We start from the raw sequence: 20,720 nt of genomic DNA on the forward strand, positions 1-20,720 counted from the left end.
CCGCCTCTCATCGCGGGAAGCGCTAATGCGCAGTGCGATGGAGACGGGCTAGGGACCGAGGGCCTAGGGCCTAGGGGAGAGGTCCGGTTAGGCGGAGAGATTACTCATCGTCTTCTGCGGCCTTGTCCTCGGTTTTCTTCTTTGCAAAGTTCTTGAGCTCGGCGCGGCGCTCTTCGCGGAGGGCTGCCTGCTCTGCGAGGTATTCATCCGATGCGTTGATGGTGTACCACTCGTGGAGGTACGGGTCATCGTTTTCAATTTCTGCCCCGGCACCGTGGGCTTCTGGAACGGCGGAAGAGCTGAATACGAAGTCACCGTTGTGTTCTTGGAGGCCCAAGTGGGTGCCGCGCTCAATGGCGGCATGGGCGTATTTCCTGCGCAGTATTGCAGGGTCGCGTGCCAAGTCCTTGCCCCACGCCACCATGATGCCGATGAGGATGAAGGTAAACGGCAGCGAACTGGAGACCATGATGGACTGCAGGCCGCTCAGGGCATCCTTGCCGGCGATGAGCAGCAGGGACAAGGAAATGCCACCTAGGGCAACGCCCCAAATAACGGAAATCGACGTCGAGGGAATTGGTCGGCCTGATTGGGACATGGAGCCCATGACGTTGGTAGCGGAGTCAGCAGCCGTATTGAAGAAGACGACCACAGCGAGGAGGACGATGACCGTGGTGATGCTAGATAGCGGCAGCGATCTCATGAGATCGAACATCACATTCCCGCCGGAACCTTCAATCTCGATTCCGTCTCCATCCAGGTGAGTCTTGATAGCCGTGGCACCAAAGATGACGTACCAGAAAAGCGACAGGGTGGTAGGCACGAGCATGATGACGAAGACGAATTCGCGAATGGTGCGCCCGCGGGAAATCTTCGCAATAAACATACCGACGAAGGGCGACCAAGAAATCCACCACGCCCAGTACAGCATGGTCCATGCGGTGACGAATTCCTTTTCTGGTTCACCCTGGGAGGCGGACAGGGACATCATGTCTTCGAAGTGCTTGAAAAACTGCAGCAGGGAGGCGGGAATCAGATCCAGGATGTAGAGCGTCGGCCCAGTGATGAGAACGAAGACCGCGAGGCCGATGACCAAGCCCATGTTGATATTGGACAGGATGCGGATGCCGCGCTTGATGCCGGACATCGCGGAAAGAATGAAAAGGATGGTGAGGATCGTAATGATCACCACCATGATTCCGTTGCCCTCTAAAGGCTTGCCGGTAAGGATCGAGGTACCCGTGCGGATCTGCAGCGCACCGATACCCAGGGAGGTAGCCGTGCCGAAGAGGGTGACCAAAACCGCGAAGATATCGACGATCTTTCCAAATACCCGGTTATTCGAATCCGTAATGAGGGGTTCAAAGAGCGAGGAAATAAGCGGGATACGGCCGCGTCGATAAGCGGCATAGGCAAGCGCGCCGCCCACCAGTGCAAAGATCATCCACGGCAACGTAGCGTGGTGAAGTATTGCTTGGGCAAAGGCCGGAAGGATGGCCTCCTGGCTGCCGGATTCGACGCCGGAAAGATACGGCGGGGGAGTCAAGAATAGGGCAAGCGGCTCCATCGGGCCGTAGAAGACCAGGCCGATTCCCATACCAGCGGCAAAGAGCATGGCGATCCATGCGTTGCGGGAGAAATCGGGCTTGGAATCATCGGCGCCGAGCTTAATTTTGCCGGTTGGGGCGATAGCGATCGTCAGCAGGAATGCCGTGGTGGCAATCATGATGATCGTAAATAGCCATCCAAAGTTTTGGACGACCCACGCCCGCATGGTACTTCCTGTGCTAGCCAGATTATCTGGGGCGATGATGGCCCACAGGATAACGGCAAAGGTTGATGCCAACGCCACCGCAAAGACCGTTTTATTGGTCTTAAAATCGGCGCGGGTGTTTTCGACACTTACTCCGGGAATGAGGGCTGGATGAATAGCGCGTTCCCCAGAAGCGGCTTTCGCAATGGCTGACCGTGCCTTCTGCGAGGTAGTTTCAGGTGACTTGTCACCTGAAGATCTAGGTTCGTTCATCGTTGATCCTCTCTAAGGCAAAAGAGTGAAGTATAACCTAGCTAATAATTTCATATAAATGCCAAAAAGTACTACTTTAAGCAAATTTTGCTTTTCATCACAAGGACATTTTTCGTGATGTTGGTTACCTAATTAGCTCGCTTGTCGATGCCCCAAACATGCAACGGGTGGGACTTACAGGGCATAATTGTTTTCATGACTCGACTATTTGGAACCGATGGAGTTCGCGGCCTCGCGAATAAAAAGCTGACTCCCATTTTGGCCTTGACGCTGGGACAAGCGGCGGCGGAGGTCTTTACTGCGCAGCGCGAATCTTATGAGCGCCGCCCATTGGCAATCATCGGCCGTGACCCCCGCGTATCGGGCGAGATGCTCGATGCCGCCATCGCCGCCGGCTTGGCGTCGCGCGGCGTGGACGTTGTGCGCGTGGGTGTGCTTCCTACCCCAGCTATCGCCTTTTTGACGGATGATTATGGTGCGGATCTCGGCGTGATGATCTCTGCCTCCCATAACCCGATGCCAGATAACGGCATTAAGTTCTTCTCCGCTGGCGGCAAGAAGCTGCCGGATAGTGTGGAAGATAAGATTCAGGCCGCTATGGATAACCTCGTTGAGGAGGGCCCGACGGGCACCAAGCTGGGCCGCATTATCTCGGAGGCGCCCGATGGGCGTGAGCGCTATCTAGCGCACCTGAAGGAGGTCGTCTCCACTGACTTGAGCGGCATCAAGGTGGTTGTGGATACGGCCAATGGCGCGGCCTCGAAGGTTGCTCCGAGCGCCTATGAAGCAGCAGGCGCTGAGGTCATCCCGATTTACCACCGGCCAAATGCCTTTAATATCAACGAAAATTGTGGCTCTACCCATATCGAAAAAGCCCAGGCAGCGGTGCTCGAGCATGGTGCCGATTTGGGTCTTGCCCACGATGGCGATGCGGACCGCTGCCTCGCCGTCGATGCCGAAGGCAACGTGGTTGATGGCGATCAGATCATGGCCTTGCTCGCGGTAGGGATGAAGGAAGACAATGACCTGCGCTTTAACACGCTCGTGGCCACGGTCATGTCCAATTTGGGCCTGACGCTTGCCATGGAGGAGCAAGGCATTGAGGTCCGCCACGCGGCGGTGGGCGATCGTTATGTGCTCGAAGAGCTCCACCGCGGCGATTTCTCCTTGGGCGGCGAGCAATCCGGGCACGTCGTGCTTCCCGATGACTCCACTACCGGCGATGGCACCCTCACCGGTCTTTCCATCATGGCGCGTATGGCCAAGTCCGGAAAGAGCCTGAAGGAATTGGCCTCCGTGATGACCGTATTGCCGCAGGTGCTCATCAACGTTCCGGTGTCCAATAAGGCCGCGATCATGGATTCTGCCGAGGTCAAGCAGGCCATCGTGGAGGCAGAAGAAGAGCTCGGGGAAACCGGCCGCGTCCTGCTTCGCCCCTCTGGTACCGAAGAGCTGTTCCGCGTCATGGTAGAAGCGGCCGAAGAAGAACACGCCCGCAAGGTAGCTGGTAGGCTTTCTGCCGTCGTCGCCTCGGTATAGGCAGGAAAATAAGAAGTACCGGGAACCATTTGGTATAAACCCCAGTCCAATGAAAGTGAGCACACTTACCGCATATGGATTTGGGGATTTATACCGATGTCTGAGGTTTTTCTTCGCCCCGCAGAGGCGATGTCCGCACTACAACAAGCTATAAGCGCCAACGATGAACAGCGCCAAGCCCACCGCGCCGATGTTCCAGACTTTCCCGTTGCCGCGGCTGGGCGGAATTTTTCCGGCCACGGCGAGCGCATACGAAGCATCCTCGCGCGCATTCATGACAATGGAACGTGGCGCTTAGACAATATCTCTGCCACAGGCCAGGCAGCACACGATCAGATGCGCGCATTCGCCACGTACGATGCCGGCTTTAGCCGCTCCTTTGCAGGAGAAAGCGGAAAGGCAGTGGACTAATGAGTGCGCTGACTAAATCGCTTTTAGGGGATTATTCCGCCGCCATTTCGCAGTTCCAATTGGCATGCCTGGGAAATTACTCCGGCCCCAGCATGCCCTTGGGGCTTCTGAGTGAGCTCATCAGCGCGGTAGATGGAATCGCCCCACAAAACATTCTGCGCCATACCATTTCCGCGGTGGGCGGCAATCTTCCGCACGGTGGTGGAAAGGGGCTTGCGGATTTCCTGCGCACTGACGACTCCGATTTTGCAAACGGCACCTTGCGCGAGCACCTGACCGGCATTCAAAAAGACTTTGATATCCACCGCGATGAAAGCAAGCAGCTTACTGACTCTGCCAAGCAATGCTCGGGCGCTATTTCCGATGTCGTCGATACCTCCGACACCGCACTCACCGAGCTGATTTCCGCGGTCATCCCGCTGCTCAATATCTTGTCCATGGTGGCCACCAGGCACCCGCTGGCCAAGTTCATTATTCCCATCGTCTCCACCATTGGTGCGAAGATCATCGATGACACCAATGACTCCATCGCCAGCACGTGCCGGGACCGCGATGATGCCATTGAATCCTGTTACGACGAGTTTGAATCCCGCTGCGAATGCGTCTGCGAGCGGCCTCTTCCTGAGGAATGCCCCGAGCCGGCAGAGGCCGAGGAGGATTCTTGCCCACCGCCAGTGGAAAAGTGCCCAGATACGCCAGCTCCCACGCGCCCGATGCCCGATGGCGGAGGCGGCGCCGACTCCACCCCGCCACAGCCAGCGCAGCCGACGCAACCCGCATCCACCGCTGAGTGCCCGCCCAATCCGGAACCGATGCCAGAGCCGACCCCAGAGCCGAAGCCAGATCCGAAACCGGCACCGCAACCACAACCCTCACCCGAGCCGAAACCAGCTCCCGAGCCGCAACCGGAGCCGAAACCAGGACCGGCTCCGAAGCCGGCTCCTGAACCCGCACCTGAGCAGCACCCTTCCGGGTGCCAGTGCCAACAGTGCCGCGGTTTCGTAAACGAGCCGCCTCGACAGAACGAGTCCACGACCACCCCGGCGCACGCGGAACCGGATCCTGAGCCGGAACCCAAACCACAAGACTGCCCACCAGAACAACCGGAACAGCCCGCACTGCAGCCTGAACAGGACCCAGTACCTGAGCCTGTGCCGGAAGATTCTGAATGCGAAGAAGAAGCAACAACACCGGCTGCCGTGGAAGATGATGCGGCCTGTGACATCGAGTCCTCCTGCAGCGGCAGCTTGGGAATCGTCGGTGCAGGAATCGCTTTGGTAGGTGTAGGCCTCATCATTGAGGGCGCTGCGGAGTGCCTGGAAAATATCGCCGATGCAGATTGCCCAGAGCCGGAACCGGAACCGGAACCTGCGCCTGAACCGGAACCCGAGCCCGCACCGGAGCCTGAACCAGAACCTTGCCCTGAGCCAGAACCAGAACCGGAACCCGAGCCCGCGCCTGAACTGTGCCCGGAAGAAGGAACAATTGAGCCACCTCCGGAGCTTTCCCAGGTGGAAGAACCGGCCCCGCCTCCAGAAAAGGTACAGCACCTGCAGGCAGCAGAAGCCGCTGGAGCTGGTGCACCTGCGCCAGAGCCGCAGCTTCAACCTGAGCCCGCACCAGCACCGGAACCTGAACAGCCACCGGCACCTGCTCCGGCCCCCGAGCCTGCACCAGAGCCAAGCTCAGATGAACCATCCGTGACTGCACGAAAGGCAGGGCAGTGGTAATGAATAACGATTTTGCAGAATTCGCGCAGGGGTTTCGCGAGCGCACCGCGCGACGCATGTTGGAATTTGAAAAAAGCCTGGCGAAGGCCCAAGACGAGCTAGAAAAGTCCACGGCCAAGGCCGTACAGCAGGCCAAAAATGAGCAGCGTGGGGGAAGAGACGGTGATGCGGTGGGGCATCGGCAAGCAGCTGCTGGAACGTGGCGCCGAAATAGTGCTGCCCCAACGCGTGTCAATAACGCATCGGGGCAGGTGAAATCTGTGCTGCGACGTGGATAGGCCTAGTTCAGCGGATTAGCTTTTAGTCATCGAGGGCAACGCCGGCGCGCTCGGCCAGTTCATCGCCGGTCAAGCTTTCTACCTTCTTCGCGCTCGCCTCAGGATCCGCAAAGCCGTCATAGGCGGACTCGCCGGCAAGGGTAGAGAGCAAGAAGCCGGTGACGAGGCCGCGGGCGATTTCGGTGGGGCCGGATTGGAAGGCGCCGGAACCGATGGCCAATTTGCGGAAGCGATCTTCGCTAAAGCCGGCCTGCGTGCCCTTGTCGATGGCCCGGTAGGCCACCTGGCCGCGCCAGTTATAGGCCAGCTTGGCGGGGTTTCCGGCATTGAAAATATCATCGCGCCCAGAGCCAATGACCAAGCCCGGCGTATCGAGGCTGCGGGCAGCCTCAACGGCGGAAGGGGCGGTTACGGCGGGATAAATTGCGGCGACGGCCTTCACCTTTGGGTTATCAACCGCGCTCAAAACCGCGGTGCCGCCGCCCATGCCGTGGCCTACCATGCCGAGCTTGCCCGGCGATACGGTGATATTGCCGGTGCCCAGCTTTACCCCAGCGGCGATCTGCAACGCAGATTCCATGTCTGCAGACAGGTTGCGGTGATCGGGGAACATGCCGGTCTCAGAATTGGGGGCGACCACGACGATGCCCCAGCTGGCGAGGTGGCGCAGTGTGGCGTGGTAATCCTTGATTTTGTGCATCCAATCGTGGCCAAAGGCGACGGCGGGCAGGCCTTGGCCTTCCGCAGGGGTATAAACCTTGCCGGTAATACCCGCATAATCGAGGTCGCCAACCAGCACGCGGTTGCGGCCACGCTTCGATAACGTTCCTAAGTGTTTATTCAAATTCGCAGACACGCATTCTAGGATAGATGAAGATCACCCCGTGCTGGTGGCAAGGGGTGGCGAGTGGCACATGCGGGGGATTCGCGGAGGCCAAAAGGGGTGCGCGGCGCCGAAGTTATATGGGGTGCCTTACTTGCGCGGCGGTGAGAACGCAGGCGAAAATGTGCACTAGGTAACATTCTCTATGCTTTTCTGGGAAGGCAGGTCGCCGCATATGACTACCGGCACCCTTAAGATCGACCAATTATTTTCGCAGGATGGGCCGGAGGTAAAGACCGGCATCATCGACCGAGTGGCCTATGCCTCCGATGCCTCGCACTACCTCTACACCCCGAAGGCCGTTATTGAAGCGCGTTCGGCAGAACACGTGGCCGCCATTTTCAAGGCAGGGCGGCAGCAGGGTATTCCGGTGACCTTGCGCTCGGGCGGTACCTCCCTGGCAGGCCAGGCCTCCGGCGAGGGCTACCTGGTGGATGTGCGCAAGCATTTCCGGGGCATAGACGTCCTCGATGACGGCAAGCGGGTGCGCGTGCAGCCAGGGGCGACCGTGCGCCAGGTCAATGCGCGGTTGGGGCTGCGCAACCGCAAGCTCGGCCCGGACCCGGCCAGCGAGGCGGCCTGCACCATCGGCGGCGTGGTGGCGAATAATTCCTCTGGCATGGCCTGCGGTACCGAGTTTAATACCTATAACACCTTGGAATCGCTGACCTTTGTCTTGCCTTCTGGCACGGTGATCAATACCGCGGACGCGGATGCGGACCGGCAATTCCAGGTGCAAGAACCCGAACTGGTGGATACGCTCATCCGCCTGCAGCGCCGCGTGCGCGATAACCAGGAATCAGTAGATATCATCCGCCGCCATTTCCAGCTGAAAAACACGATGGGCTACGGGCTTAATTCCTTCCTGGATTTTGATAGCCCCGTCAAGCTTTTTGAGCACCTCTTGGTTGGCTCCGAAGGAACGCTCGCGTTTATCGCGGAAGCGGTCTTTCGTACCGTGCACATCTCTTCCCTCACGACGACTACCGTGGCGGTCTTTAATAATCTCTCCGCCGCTACGAAGGCATTGCCGTCCTTGGTGGAGACCGGTGCCGCCACCCTGGAGTTGATGGATTCTGCCTCCATTCGTGTGGGTCAAGGCTTTGATAAGGTCCCGCAGGCCATTACCGGCTTCGATGTGGATTCACAGGCCGCGTTGCTAATCGAGTACCAATCCGATGACAAGGAAGAGCTGCGGGAAAAAGAGAACAAGGGCTCGTCCCTTTTGCGGGAATTGGACCTGCAATCGCCGGCGGAGTTTTCTGCCGATATTCCCACCCGCACCGCCGCGTGGAACTTCCGCAAGGGCCTGTATGCCCAGGTGGCAGAAGCGAGGCCCTCAGGAACCACGGCGCTCTTGGAAGACGTTGTGGTGCCGGTGGGGGATTTGGCCGATACTTGTTCCTCCTTGCAGGAGCTTTTTACCCGCTATTCCTACGACGATGCGGTCATTTTCGGCCACGCGAAAGACGGCAATATCCACTTCCTCCTAACGGACCGCTTCGAGGGCGATAGCGCCATTGGCCGTTATAACAACTTCAATGAGGAAATGGTGGACTTGGTGCTTTCGGCAGAGGGAAACCTCAAGGCCGAGCACGGCACCGGCCGCGCCATGGCCCCGTATGTGCGCCGCCAGTACGGCGATGAGCTCTACGAGGTCATGCAGCTGCTCAAGCGCGCCTGCGATCCCGCTGGAACCATGAACCCAGGCGTCATCTTGGACGATGACCCCGGTGCACACATTACAAATATCAAGCTCAACCCCACGGTGGAAGAGGAAATCGACCCGTGCGTTGAGTGCGGCTATTGCGAGCCGGTGTGCCCGTCGAGGGATCTCACCTTGACTCCGCGCCAGCGCATCGTGGTGCGCCGTGCCCGCCAGCGGGCGCAGGAAAGTGGCGATACGCACTTGGTTGCAGAACTCGATGAGGCTAATGAGTACATGGGCATCGATACGTGCGCCGTGGATTCCATGTGCCTGACCGCCTGCCCGGTGGGCATCGATACCGGCAAATTCATCAAGAAGCTGCGCCACGAGAATGCCGGGGCCACAGAAGAAAAGGTCTGGTCCGCTGCCGCCAAGAATTGGCAGGTCACCAGCCGCGGTGCCGCAACGGCGCTGACCGGCGCGCACATGCTGCCGGCTCAGCTGGTGACGAAGGTTACCGACGTGGCCCGCTCGCTCATCGGCCCCGATACCGTGCCGGGATACCAGCCGGAGTTAGGCAAAGGCGGCAAATCCCGCGAGCGCCTGGCCGGGCGCGTGGGAGATCGCTACGCTGAAACCTCGGGAATCTACCTTCCAGCCTGCGTAAACTCCATGTTCGCCCCGCAAGGCGAAGGCATGGGAGCAACGGAAGCCTTCATCACCGTCTTGGAGCGGGCGGGGATGGCGCTGGAGGTTCCCAAGGGCATCGAAAAGCTCTGCTGTGGCACGCCATGGTCCTCAAAGGGCATGCGCAAGGGTCACGACATCATGGAGCAGCGCGTGCGCGAGACCGTCATGGAGGCCACGGATAACGCCTGCCTGCCCGTGATCGTGGACGCGTCCAGCTGTACCGCGGGTTTTCAGGAGATGCTGGAATCCATCGGCATCACCGTCATCGATGCGCTGAGCTTCACCGCCGATACGCTGCTGCCGCGCCTCGAGACCACCCAGCCGGTCGATTCCATGACGATTCACCCGACCTGTTCGGCGCTCCAGCTTGGCATGATGGGAGATGTAGAAAAGGTCGCCCGAGCCGCAGCCACGGAGGTACACATCCCCACCGCCTGGAATTGCTGCGGTTATGCCGGCGACCGCGGCATGCTCCACCCAGAGCTCACGGAGTCCGCCACCCGCGCCGAGGCCGCCCAGGTCACGGAGCTGGGCGCGCAGTATCACGCCTCTACCAACCGCACGTGTGAGCTGGGCATGACCCGCGCCACCGGCGAGGATTACCACCACGTCCTTGAGATGCTGGAGCGCGCCACGCGCTAGCAGCCCGGTGGGGAAGGGGCGCGGCTGCTTGCCGATGCCCCCGTCTTCTTCCGCGCCCCAGTCAGCCGCAGGGCGGGAGGGCTGCTCACCGAGGGTGCGAAAACTAGCGGTGGGCAGGCCAGTTTCCAGTAACTATAAAAGGCCCGAATAAGTGTGCGGCCATAAATAACAGGCCCTAGTCCAACCCCCGGTTCGTGTTGACCAATGAGGTAGGATTCCTTTTTATGTGTGGAATTGTTGGATATGTTGGTCACGCTAGCGGTGACCGCGAATACTTCGCTCTGGATGTAGTCGTGGAAGGTCTGCACAGACTGGAATACCGCGGCTATGACTCCGCTGGTGTGGCGATGTACGCCGATGGGGAGATTAGCTGGCGGAAGAAGGCGGGCAAGGTTGCTGCCTTGGACGATGAGATTGCAGCGCGTCCGCTGAAGGATTCCGTTTTGGGAATCGGGCACACCCGTTGGGCCACGCACGGTGGCCCGACCGATCTCAATGCGCACCCCCACGTCGTTGACGGCGGCAAGCTGGCCGTGGTGCACAACGGCATCATCGAAAACTTCGCGGAGCTGCGGACCGAGCTTTTGAATAAGGGCTACAACTTCGTTTCTGAAACCGATACTGAAGTTGCCGCTGCGTTGCTTGGCGATGTTTTCCACAACGACGCCGCAGGTGACCTCACCAAGGCAATGCAGCTGACCGCCAAGCGCCTCGACGGTGCGTTTACCCTGCTGGCCATTCACGCTGACCAGCCGGATCGCATCGTTGCCGCCCGCCGCGATTCGCCCCTGGTCATTGGTTTGGGCGAGGGCGAAAACTTCTTGGGCTCTGACGTCTCGGGCTTTATTGATTACACCAAGTCCGCAGTGGAAATGGACAATGACCAGGTGGTCACCATCACTGCTGACGATGTCGTCATTACTGACTACGACGGCAACCCCACCGAGGGCAAGGCCTTTGAGATCAAGTGGGATGCGGCCGCCGCTGAAAAGGGTGGCTTTGATTCCTTCATGGAAAAGGAAATCCACGACCAGCCCGCCGCTGTGCGCGATACCTTGCTCGGCCGCTTTGACGAGCAGGGTCAGCTGACCCTGGATGACTTGCGCATCGATGAGTCGGTTTTGAAGTCCATCGATAAGATCATCGTGATTGCCTGCGGCACGGCGGCCTATGCCGGCCATGTGGCGCGGTACGCCATCGAGCACTGGTGCCGCATTCCCACCGAGGTCGAGCTCGCCCACGAGTTCCGCTACCGCGATCCGATCGTCAACGAGAAGACCTTGGTCGTGGCCTTGTCCCAGTCCGGCGAGACCATGGACACCTTGATGGCCGTGCGCCACGCACGCCAGCAGGGCGCGAAGGTCATCGCCATCTGCAATACGCAGGGCTCGTCCATTCCGCGCGAATCCGATGCGGCGCTCTACACCCACGCGGGTCCCGAAATCGCGGTGGCCTCTACCAAGGCTTTCTTAGCGCAGATTACCGCGACCTACCTGCTGGGCCTCTACTTGGCACAGCTGCGCGGCAACATGTTCTCCGATGAAATCCAGGGAGTTCTTGCTGAGCTGCGCAATATGCCGGACAAGGTACAAAGCGTCATCGATGAAGAACAGCAAGTAGCTGGCCTGGCTAACTCCATGAAGGATGCGGAATCCGTGCTCTTCCTGGGCCGCCACGTGGGCTTCCCGGTTGCGCTTGAAGGCGCGCTGAAGCTCAAGGAGATCGCATACCTGCACGCCGAAGGCTTTGCCGCCGGCGAGCTCAAGCACGGTCCGATCGCGCTGATTGAGGAGGGCCAGCCGGTCTTCGTCATCGTGCCCTCCCCGCGCGGGCGCGATTCGCTGCACTCCAAGGTGGTGTCCAATATCCAGGAAATCCGCGCCCGCGGTGCCATTACCATCGTGATCGCAGAAGAAGGCGATACCGCGGTAGAGGATTACGCTAACCACGTCATCCGCGTGCCAAAGGCGCCGACATTGATGCAGCCGCTCCTTGCTACGGTGCCCCTGCAGATCTTTGCCGCACACGTGGCAAAGTCCAAGGGCTACGACGTTGACCAGCCGCGTAACCTGGCTAAGTCCGTCACCGTGGAATAACCTTTCCGGCGGTTCAGGCCCCTTTCTCGTCCTTGTTTGCATGGAGGCGGGAGAGGGGTCTTGCGCATATCTGCGGTAAATTCAGCGCGCGGGTGGAAAGTGGCACAATAGTGGCATGCTGAAAACCACAATTGACCTTGCTGCCATCGCGCATAATGTGTGGCTGATTAAGGAGAAGATCGGCCCAGACGTCAAGCTGATGTGCGTGGTGAAGGCGGATGCTTACGGGCACGGCGTAGAAAGGGTCGTGCCTGTGATGCTGGAAGCGGGGGCAGATTCTATTGGCGTCGCCACGCTGACAGAAGCCGTGCAGTTGCGGCGCATGGGGGTGGACTCACCCATCGCGGCATGGATCTGGCAGACGGATCAGGTACTAGAAGAGGCTCTGGCATGTGGCATCCAGATTGCGGTCAATTCCCCGGCGCAGGCGCAGAAGCTGGTAGAGGCTGAGATTCCCGCCGAGGTCTATATCAAGGTCGAAACCGGAATGCACCGCTCCGGGGTGGATAAGGCGGACTGGGACGAGGTCTTTGCGCTGCTGCGGGATGCCCCGCACATCACGGTCCTGGGCCTCATGTCCCACTTTGCCTGCGCGGACGAGCCGGATAATGCGCATAATGACGCCCAGGAAGAAGAGTTTCGGCGCGCCCTGGATGCGGCGCGCGCGGCAGGTTTGGAGTGCCCGGTCAATCATTTGGCCAACTCGCCGGCCACGCTCTCGCGCCCATCGGCGCACTTTGAGCAGGTGCGGGTTGGTATCGCGTGTTACGGGCTCGAGCCCATCGCTGGGCGGCACCATGGCCTGCGCCCGGCGATGACCTGGTCCGGAAATGTCTTCGGTCTCAAGCCAATCGATAAGGGTGAGGCCACCAGCTACGGGCGTACCTGGAGCGCGGATAAGCCAGGTTTCCTGGCCACGGTGGATTGTGGCTATGCCGATGGGCTGCCGCGGGCGTACCAGGGCCACCTTCAGGTGGGCATCGGCGAGCGGCTCTACCCGCAGGTAGGCCGAGTGTGCATGGACCAAATAGTGGTGGATCTAGGAGATAACCCGCACGGCATTGCCCCCGGTGATGAGGTCGTCATCTTTGGTCGGGGTGGCATGTCTGCTACCGAGCTTGCTGATGCCGTGGGCACCATCAACTATGAAGTGGTGTGCCGACCTACCGGCCGCACCGAACGCGAATATATAGGAGAGGCCGATGCGCAGTAATTTTCCGGAGTCTGGGACCCGCGATCTGGCAACGGTGGAGCAGACCCACGCCTGCGGCAAGGAATTGGGCGCCGCGCTCGAAGCCGGCGATGTCGTTATCCTGGATGGCCCATTGGGCGCGGGAAAAACCACCTTTACTCAGGGAATTGCGCAGGGCATGCAGGTCAAGGGGCGGATTACCTCGCCCACGTTCGTCATCGCCCGCGTGCATCGCTCACGGGTTGGGGGGTCGGACCTGGTGCACGTGGACGCCTACCGCCTCTTGGATGAGGGCGGGGCCAATTCCGGCGATCCCCTGGGGGAGCTGGATGCCTTGGATTTGGATACCGAGCTTGCCGATGCCGTTGTCGTCGCCGAATGGGGCGGCGGCCTCATCGAGCAGATCGCAGATAGGTACCTCTTTATCAGCATCGACCGCGAACCGGCGGAGTTTTCCGGCGCAGATGAGGACGTGCGCCGCATTAGCTGGTCGTGGCGACACAATGATTAGCTAGGTCTCATTAATTTCAAGGTATAAGTGATGGACATCTTAGGACGTCAAGTTGCTTTAGGTATTTAAGGTGCGGGATCCTTGAAGGGTGTTAGATCTCCTAGCCTCTAGTCCTCTGCTCGCCCTTTTTGCCATCATGGCCATTGGTTTGGCCATCGGCAAAATCAAATTCTTTGGCATCTCTCTTGGCGCCGCGGCCGCGATGTTCGTGGCGCTCGGGCTTTCTACCGCCAATCCGGATATCCAAATTCCACCGCTGGTATATCAATTCGGCTTGGCCATTTTTGTTTATGCCATCGGTCTTAATTTCGGGCCGTCGTTCGTCCGCGAATTTGCTACCCGCGGCTGGAAGCTGACCGTCTTTATGATCGGCATGTTGGTCCTGCTCGTGGGCGTAGGCTTTGGACTCATCCGCGTCTTTGGCCTCGAAACCGATGTGGCGGCCGGTATGTTTGCCGGTTCGCTGTCATCCACGCCGGGTATGGCAGCGGTGGTGGAAATGCTGGGCAATTCCACCCCGGTCGTCGGTTATTCGCTGGCTTACCCGGGTGCGGTTATCGGAGCGATCCTGGTCGCCGCTATTGGCGCGAAAATCCTCAAGGTAGACCACGAGGAGGATGCCAAGAAAGAGGGAATGATTCCCGCTCCGCTGGTGGCCAAAGGCGTGCGGCTGACCAAAGACTTCCCGGATACGGCCGGGCACCTGTACCGCGTCACAGGGCATACCGTGGTGGCTACCCGCGAGATTTCCGATATGGAACACCACCGGCTTGCGCAGCCGGATATGCCACTGCGCAAGGGCGAGGCATTCCTTATTAATGGCTCCGAAAAGGACGTCGCCGGTGCCATCGAGGTGCTCGGTGAGGAATACCCCGTCGAGCTCACCCCAGAGGCGGGTTTACAGTATAAGCGCGTGACCGTGTCGAACCCGAAGGTCGCGGGCAAGCGCATCCGCGATATCGATGCGCTCGAGCATGGCTTTATTATCGCGCGCGTGCGCAAGGGCGATAGCGATGCGGTTCCGCACCCAGATATGGTGCTGAATTACTCTGACCGCGTGCGCGTGGTGTGTAGCTCGCACCACGTGCGCGAGGTGCGCAAGTACTTGGGCGATTCCGAATCGGCGCTCGGTAATGCTGATCTATTGTCTATGTCCATCGGCTTGACCTTGGGAATGTTGTTGGGCCTTATTCCCATCCCCATGCCGGGTGGATCGACCCTGCAGCTGGGGTTTGGCGGCGGTCCCGTCGTGGTCGGCCTTATCCTCGGCTACCTGAACCGCACCGGCCCCATTAATTGGCAGATGCCCTTCCATACCAGGGAAACCATTTCGAACCTGGGGCTGACGCTCTTCCTAGCGGGCGTGGGGACGTCAGCAGGCGCATCGTTCCGCGATGCCCTGACGGATCCATCCTCGCTGACCATCATCGGCGTCGGCTTTATCATTACCTTGGTATCGGCCATCCTCATCGGTGTTATCGGCATGCTGGTGCTGCGCTTGAAGTGGGACGAGGCTATGGGCTGTGCGGCCGGCATGACCACGAACCCGGCAGTATTTGCTTATATCCGGGGCCAAACCGGAACGGAACTTGCCGGGCGCGGCTGGGCAACGGTGTATCCAACCACCATCATCGGCAAGATTATCGCCGCTCAGGTGCTGCTATTGTTATTGCTTTAGCCCCATATGTCCCGCGCTAATTATTCACCCACTGGGTAATCCGCCTACACTGGCAGGCACTACCCCGTGGGTGAGTGCTTGTTGGCCGCCGAGTAACCTCGGCAATAGAGCTGACAATCACTTCACCATATGTACATATAGGACCCCCTTGACCCGAGGAGCGTTACTCACTCCATGACTAAATTTGCTCGCAACCTGACCACGACCATTATCGCGCTATTTATCATTGTGATGATGGTGCTCGTTGCCGGGGCTACCCTGCGTGATGAGGATTCCCTAGAGGGCAACCTCACCAACACCTTGCAGCATGCCCCGCGGAACCTTGAGGTAATGTCGCTCATCCCGTCTGATGTCTACGGCGCCGACTACAGTGCCATTGGCTTCATCTGCCCAGGCATGGCAGAAGACAAGGTCAAGGAAGCCGCCCCGAACCCTGATGACATTACCTTCGAGGACGGTGTCGTTCCTGAGGGCAAGAGCTACGTCATGGCGCTGGGCCACAGCGTCGATCCCTATGTAGAGGAACTGGATTCCTCCGAGGTTGAGGTCTGCGAAACGATCAATGCGCAGGTTAAGGCCATGGAGCAGCAGGGCCACGGCCTAGACGGCGGGGTTCCGCTGGTTCAGGGCTCCCAGCCGCTGGCCTTCCAGAGCGAAGACGGCGTGTGGAAGCTGGTCGGCTAATGCGCGTCCTGGCCATCGATACGGCGACGACCGCCCTGGTCACCGGGGTAGTCGACACCGAGTCTGGGCAGCTGACGCAGCGCGTTCTGGCCGATACGCGCGCGCATAATGAACGGCTCATGCCCACCATCCTCGAGGTGATGAGCGAGACCGGTCTGGAGCTCGGCAACCTCGATGCCATCGTGGCGGGCGTGGGCCCTGGCCCCTTTACCGGCTTGCGCGTCGGCATGGCCACGGCGCAGGCGCTTGCCGATGCCCTCTCCATCCCCCTCCACGGCGTCTGCACCCACGATGCCATCGCGCACGCCGCGTTAGCGGGGGCCGATGCAGCCGATGAAAGGGACGCGGCGGACGCGGCGCTAGTTGCCACCGATGCCCGCCGCAAGGAGATTTATTGGGCCACCTACCGCGCGGGACAACGCCTGGCTGGCCCAGACGTATCGAAGCCGGGGGAGCTTTCCGTGCAGGATATCGCGCAGGTGGTCATCCCAGAGAAGCTGGCCGACCAACTGCCGGAAGAACTCGCCGCGCTGCCGCGTAGTGAGGCCGCACCCACCGCCGAGGGCCTGGTGGCCGTCGCGCAGCTCGGCGCGGATCCGGCGCCATTCGTGCCCATGTACCTGCGCCGCCCCGATGCGGTTCCTCCCAAAAAGCAGCAGCTTTCCGCAGCCATTCCAGAGGTGCGCCTGTGAACCTGCGCGAGCTCACCCCCGCCGATGTCCCGCGCTGCGCCGAACTGGAAAAGGTGCTTTTTCCCGGTGAAACTCCGTGGACGGAAGCGGTATTTGAGCAAGAAATGGCCCAACCCTTCAACTTCTATCTCGGGGTGGAAGGCGCCCTCGAACCCGCAGCTTCAGAAGGCGACGAGGAGCCGGTCTTATTGGGCTATGCGGGCATCGGCATGATGGGTCCAGCCGCAGACCCGGAGTTTGAAATCCACACCATCGGCGTCGATCCAAAGGCTCAGCGCCGCGGGATCGCGCGCATGATGATGGACAATATTTGCTATATCGCGGACTTAAAAAGCGCGCCCATCTTCTTAGAGGTGCGCGTGGGAAACGATCCCGCCATCGAGCTATACCGGTGCTATGGCTTTAGCGTCGAGGGGATTCGCCGCAATTATTATCAGCCCTCCGGCGCGGATGCGCACGTCATGGTGCGCGCCAGCCAGTCGCCACAAGCAAGCCAGCGCGAAGCAAAGGAGCAGTAATGAAGGTCATGGGCATCGAGTCCTCCTGCGATGAGACCGGGGTGGGCATCGTCGAGCTCGACCAGGACGGCCACATGGAGATTATCGCCAATGCCGTTGCTTCGTCGATGCAGCAGCACGCGCGCTTTGGCGGCGTCGTGCCCGAAATCGCCTCCCGCGCGCACCTGGAGGCCATGCCGCAGGTGATGCGGGCGGCGTTGGATGAGGCGGGCATCGATAAGCCCGATGCCATTGCCGCCACCGTGGGCCCGGGCCTGGCAGGAGCCCTGCTCGTCGGCGCTTCCGCTGCCAAGGCTTATGCCGCCGCGTGGGGCGTGCCCTTTTATGGCGTCAACCACCTCGGCGGCCACGTAGCCGTGGCCAACCTCGAGGGCGAGAGCCTGCCGCACTCGGTCGCGCTGCTAGTCTCCGGCGGGCATACCCAGCTGCTCGAGGTCGAGGCCGTGGGAAAGCCCATGCGCGAGTTGGGCTCCACGCTTGACGATGCCGCCGGTGAGGCCTACGACAAAGTCTCCCGCCTCCTAGGGCTGGGCTACCCGGGCGGGCCGGTCATCGATAAGCTGGCTAGCCGCGGAAAACCCACCATCGACTTCCCGCGCGGCATGTCGCGCGCCGAGGACCTGCGCGGCGAGCACCGGCATGATTTTTCCTTCTCGGGATTGAAAACCTCCGTTGCGCGCTATGTGGAGCGCGCCGAAAAGGCCGGCGAGACCATCTCCGTGGAGGATGTATGCGCCTCGTTCCAAGAGGCCGTGGCCGATGTGCTCACCGCCAAGGCCATTCGCGCCTGCGAGGATACCGGGGCGAAGGTGCTCCTGCTCGGTGGCGGCGTGGTGGCCAATTCCCGGCTGCGGGAGCTAGCCGCCGAGCGCTGCGACGCCGCTGGTGTGGAGCTGCGCGTGCCGCGGTTTAACCTGTGCACCGATAACGGCGTGATGATTGCCGCCCTTGGCGCCCAGCTCATTCATGAGAGGGCTGCACCGTCGAGCCTGGGTATTGGCACCGATACGCAACTGGACGTGGAAGAGCCGCAGTTAACCTAAAGTTCTTCTTCCTCGCACTGCGAGGTGGGGGAAGCGGCGGTAACCTTTAACGAGTTCACGCCTTCTCCGCTTTAAAGGAGCTTTCTCTCATGACCGTTGGTTTCCTCGTCAACCCCGATCTCACTCGCCGCAAAATCGAGTTCGAATTAGAACACGCCAACCAGTTCTTGGGCGGCACCACCGAGGATCGCGTCTCCGTCGTCTTTCAAGATGACGGCACGACCTACGCCGCGCTCTATAACCCAGAAGCCAAGCAGGAAGGCGCCGAGCCCAACCCGGTAGCATCCCTAGCGCGCAATGCCGCGGACACTGGAAACTCCGCCTTTTTGCAGGATCCCATCCGCGCTATTAGCGGCCCGGTCATCTTCGTGGATGCAGAGGGCGAGGAGGACTCCATCGATGAGGTCATCGCTTCCGTCGAGCACGGCATCCGCGCGGTGAAAAACTACCGCGAGGATTTTCCTGACGAGTACACGCTCTGGCGCGCGGCGGTCATTAACTCCACGAAGAGCGCGTAAGCACCCCTCCTTTAGCTCTCGGTGTGGCGCAGCCACATTAGCACGGCCTTGACGCGGCGATTGGCGTCTTCTGGCCGAAACCCGAGCTTGAGAAAAACATTGGAGACGTGCTTGCTTACCGCCCCGGCGGTTAAGACCAGCTTGCCTTCGATCTCTTGATTGCTCAAGCCCTGCGCCATAAGCCCCAAAACCTCGCGTTCGCGGGCGGTTAATTGGCTCAGCCCCGTGCGCCGCGCGGAGAGCAGGGCGGTGACCACTTCTGGATCGACCACGGTGCCACCGCCCGCCACTTCTTCTAGGGTGCGTACGAATTCGTCCACATCGGATACGCGCTCCTTGAGCAGGTAGCCGAATCCGCCGTGCTCTAAAAGCCGGTCCAAGTAGCTTGCCGCCACGTATTGGCTGAGCACCACCACCGGTTGCGACGGGTCTGCCGCACGCACATCGTGCACGGCGCGCAGCCCATCATCGCTCATGGTGGGCGGCATGCGGACATCGCTAATGATCAGATCGAAGTCATCGCTGTCCGCGCAGGCGCGCAATTTCTCCGCATCGTTGACGGCGGTCACGCTATGGCCCAGTGTCGTTAACAGCTGCTCCAGCCCGGCGCGCAAGAGGGCAGAATCTTCTGCCAATAAGAGTTTCATCGGGCCTCCTTCAGCGGTAGTGACATGGTTAAGGTTGCTCCTTGTCCTTCTGCGTGCGCGGGGGAGAAGTCGACGCTGCCGCCGAGCGCCGCGGCCCGCTCGCGCAGCCCGGCCAGGCCAGTGCCCCCAGTCGTTCCCGCGGTCTTTCTGGTGTCCGTGCCGGCAGTCGCGTCGGCGCTGGTATCAGCACCGACACGGGAATGCGCGGTGCTAGACGCGCTAGGGCCCCCTCCTGTAGAGAGGCCACCGGTGCCGTTATCGCGGACCCTGAGGCGAAGATCGTCGCCAAAACAGATGGACACGGTGGCGGCGGTGGCCGCGCCGTGGGTGGAGGCGTTGGTCAGCGCCTCTGCTACCGCGTGGTAGGCCAGCAGCGCCGTGGTTTCCCCAATCGATCGCTCCGCGCCTTCGACGTGCAGTTCCGCGTCGAGCCCGCTGTGGGCCAAGAGCTCATCGAGGGCAGGGATGAGGCCGTCATCGAAAAGCACTTGTGGCGCAATGCCGCGCACGGTAGCGCGCAGGGCGGATAGGGCTTGGGTGGCGTTATGTTCGGCATCGGCAAGCGCCTGCTGAGCCTCGGGCGGGGACTGGAGTTTTGCCGCGGCCAGGTTGAGCTTGAGCGCGGTGAGGTACTGCTGGGGGCCATCGTGGAGCTCGCGCTCGATGCGGCGGCGCTCACCCGAAAAGGCATCAATAAGCGTGGCGCGCGAGGCCGCCAACTCCTGGGCAGAGGGGCTCAGGGCGAGCCGGGTGAGGGAAATGGAGGCCTTGACCAGCAGGCGGTTGAGCACCACCAGTAGGACGAAGAGCACGGCGGCCGCGAGCCAGCACACGACAAAAATCAATGGGCGATTATCGGTGGTCCACTCGCCGACGTTGAACTCGGCCTGCGGAATAAACGGCGCGATAACCAGTACGCCCGCGACAAAACCGACAGAGACCCAGTTGGCAAAGCAGGCCACGCAAATAAGAAGCTGCAGTAAAAGGTGATAAAACTGCTGCCAATCAAACCAACGGTTGGCCCGCCGTGGGGGAATATCAACGCCCATCCACTTCGCACCAAAACGGCCGATAAACTCCGCGGCGCGGGCTACCAGCGGAATCCACGGCAGCATGAGCACCGAAATCACCAGTCCCGGAAGGGCAAGTATTCCGAGGACGAGGCTCCACCCGTTGGCCTTGACAGTTCGCATATCCGTTCAGCCTAGCCGCCGCGCCGGGGTGGTGGCAGTAGAGCTAGCCCCACCATTTTTCGGGCAGCCTTCCCCATCGCGCGTGCGGGGCACGGCCGGTG

18 protein-coding genes are annotated in these 20,720 nt (G+C 60.5%); 14 read left to right on the forward strand and 4 right to left on the reverse strand.

Annotated elements, in window-relative coordinates; translation table 11 throughout:
* Positions 1 to 100: 100 nt before the first annotated feature.
* On the reverse strand, positions 101 to 2,026 hold the full coding sequence (locus ACLI1O_RS02325; RefSeq protein WP_411706928.1) for a BCCT family transporter: 1,926 nt from the start codon (positions 2,024 to 2,026) through the stop codon (positions 101 to 103).
* A gap of 195 nt (positions 2,027 to 2,221) precedes the next feature.
* Between ACLI1O_RS02325 and glmM the strand changes: the two genes are divergently transcribed.
* From glmM to ACLI1O_RS02345, 4 genes are all read left to right on the forward strand, one after another.
* Positions 2,222 to 3,565, forward strand: a complete 1,344-nt coding sequence (gene glmM, locus ACLI1O_RS02330; protein ID WP_005277129.1) for a phosphoglucosamine mutase — start codon at positions 2,222 to 2,224, stop codon at positions 3,563 to 3,565.
* Positions 3,566 to 3,661: 96 nt separating this feature from the next.
* The gene (locus tag ACLI1O_RS02335) at positions 3,662 to 3,976 is read left to right on the forward strand and encodes a hypothetical protein (RefSeq protein ID WP_034653448.1); all 315 of its coding nucleotides are present in this window, start codon (positions 3,662 to 3,664) and stop codon (positions 3,974 to 3,976) included.
* Positions 3,976 to 5,706 (forward strand): hypothetical protein, encoded by a 1,731-nt coding sequence (locus tag ACLI1O_RS02340; RefSeq protein WP_284771935.1) that lies wholly within the window; start codon positions 3,976 to 3,978, stop codon positions 5,704 to 5,706. The genes ACLI1O_RS02335 and ACLI1O_RS02340 overlap by 1 nt, the downstream gene beginning before the upstream one ends.
* Positions 5,706 to 5,984, forward strand: a complete 279-nt coding sequence (locus tag ACLI1O_RS02345) for a hypothetical protein (RefSeq protein WP_023016768.1) — start codon at positions 5,706 to 5,708, stop codon at positions 5,982 to 5,984. The genes ACLI1O_RS02340 and ACLI1O_RS02345 overlap by 1 nt, the downstream gene beginning before the upstream one ends.
* 22 nt (positions 5,985 to 6,006) lie before the next feature.
* Here the strand turns inward: ACLI1O_RS02345 and ACLI1O_RS02350 are convergent, their stop codons facing one another.
* Positions 6,007 to 6,840 (reverse strand): dienelactone hydrolase family protein, encoded by an 834-nt coding sequence (locus ACLI1O_RS02350; protein WP_284849570.1) that lies wholly within the window; start codon positions 6,838 to 6,840, stop codon positions 6,007 to 6,009.
* Between the two features lie 202 nt (positions 6,841 to 7,042).
* Between ACLI1O_RS02350 and ACLI1O_RS02355 the strand changes: the two genes are divergently transcribed.
* The 10 genes from ACLI1O_RS02355 to ACLI1O_RS02400 all read left to right on the forward strand — a co-directional run bounded on the left by ACLI1O_RS02355 (position 7,043) and on the right by ACLI1O_RS02400 (position 18,779).
* A complete protein-coding gene (locus tag ACLI1O_RS02355) occupies positions 7,043 to 9,847 on the forward strand; it encodes an FAD-binding and (Fe-S)-binding domain-containing protein (RefSeq protein ID WP_349839789.1) in 2,805 nt (934 codons plus the stop codon).
* A 224-nt stretch (positions 9,848 to 10,071) separates the two neighbouring features.
* Positions 10,072 to 11,943, forward strand: coding sequence for a glutamine--fructose-6-phosphate transaminase (isomerizing) (glmS, locus tag ACLI1O_RS02360; protein ID WP_284849568.1), 1,872 nt, complete (start codon positions 10,072 to 10,074; stop codon positions 11,941 to 11,943).
* Between the two features lie 115 nt (positions 11,944 to 12,058).
* A complete protein-coding gene (alr, locus tag ACLI1O_RS02365) occupies positions 12,059 to 13,156 on the forward strand; it encodes an alanine racemase (RefSeq protein WP_284849567.1) in 1,098 nt (365 codons plus the stop codon).
* A complete protein-coding gene (gene tsaE / locus ACLI1O_RS02370) occupies positions 13,146 to 13,646 on the forward strand; it encodes a tRNA (adenosine(37)-N6)-threonylcarbamoyltransferase complex ATPase subunit type 1 TsaE (protein ID WP_284849566.1) in 501 nt (166 codons plus the stop codon). The genes alr and tsaE overlap by 11 nt, the downstream gene beginning before the upstream one ends.
* 88 nt (positions 13,647 to 13,734) lie before the next feature.
* Positions 13,735 to 15,324 (forward strand): aspartate:alanine exchanger family transporter, encoded by a 1,590-nt coding sequence (locus tag ACLI1O_RS02375; protein WP_284849565.1) that lies wholly within the window; start codon positions 13,735 to 13,737, stop codon positions 15,322 to 15,324.
* 174 nt (positions 15,325 to 15,498) lie between these two features.
* Positions 15,499 to 16,008, forward strand: coding sequence for a hypothetical protein (locus tag ACLI1O_RS02380; RefSeq protein ID WP_239269059.1), 510 nt, complete (start codon positions 15,499 to 15,501; stop codon positions 16,006 to 16,008).
* Complete coding sequence (gene tsaB, locus ACLI1O_RS02385) at positions 16,008 to 16,700, forward strand: tRNA (adenosine(37)-N6)-threonylcarbamoyltransferase complex dimerization subunit type 1 TsaB (RefSeq protein ID WP_284771939.1); 693 nt, start codon at positions 16,008 to 16,010, stop codon at positions 16,698 to 16,700. Before ACLI1O_RS02380 ends, tsaB begins: the two co-directional genes overlap by 1 nt.
* Entirely contained in the window at positions 16,697 to 17,218 is a 522-nt protein-coding gene (locus ACLI1O_RS02390; protein ID WP_284771940.1) for a GNAT family N-acetyltransferase, read from the forward strand. Before tsaB ends, ACLI1O_RS02390 begins: the two co-directional genes overlap by 4 nt.
* The gene (gene tsaD / locus ACLI1O_RS02395; RefSeq protein WP_284771941.1) at positions 17,218 to 18,261 is read left to right on the forward strand and encodes a tRNA (adenosine(37)-N6)-threonylcarbamoyltransferase complex transferase subunit TsaD; all 1,044 of its coding nucleotides are present in this window, start codon (positions 17,218 to 17,220) and stop codon (positions 18,259 to 18,261) included. The genes ACLI1O_RS02390 and tsaD overlap by 1 nt, the downstream gene beginning before the upstream one ends.
* An 89-nt stretch (positions 18,262 to 18,350) precedes the next feature.
* Positions 18,351 to 18,779, forward strand: a complete 429-nt coding sequence (locus ACLI1O_RS02400) for a hypothetical protein (RefSeq protein WP_005277173.1) — start codon at positions 18,351 to 18,353, stop codon at positions 18,777 to 18,779.
* Between the two features lie 11 nt (positions 18,780 to 18,790).
* Here the strand turns inward: ACLI1O_RS02400 and ACLI1O_RS02405 are convergent, their stop codons facing one another.
* On the reverse strand, positions 18,791 to 19,426 hold the full coding sequence (locus ACLI1O_RS02405) for a response regulator (RefSeq protein ID WP_239269051.1): 636 nt from the start codon (positions 19,424 to 19,426) through the stop codon (positions 18,791 to 18,793).
* Positions 19,423 to 20,619, reverse strand: coding sequence for a sensor histidine kinase (locus ACLI1O_RS02410; RefSeq protein WP_239275572.1), 1,197 nt, complete (start codon positions 20,617 to 20,619; stop codon positions 19,423 to 19,425). The genes ACLI1O_RS02405 and ACLI1O_RS02410 overlap by 4 nt, the downstream gene beginning before the upstream one ends.
* Positions 20,620 to 20,720: the final 101 nt, after the last annotated feature.

The sequence above is a fragment of the Corynebacterium sp. LaCa78 genome (genome assembly GCF_046717505.1).
Lineage (GTDB): Bacteria > Actinomycetota > Actinomycetes > Mycobacteriales > Mycobacteriaceae > Corynebacterium.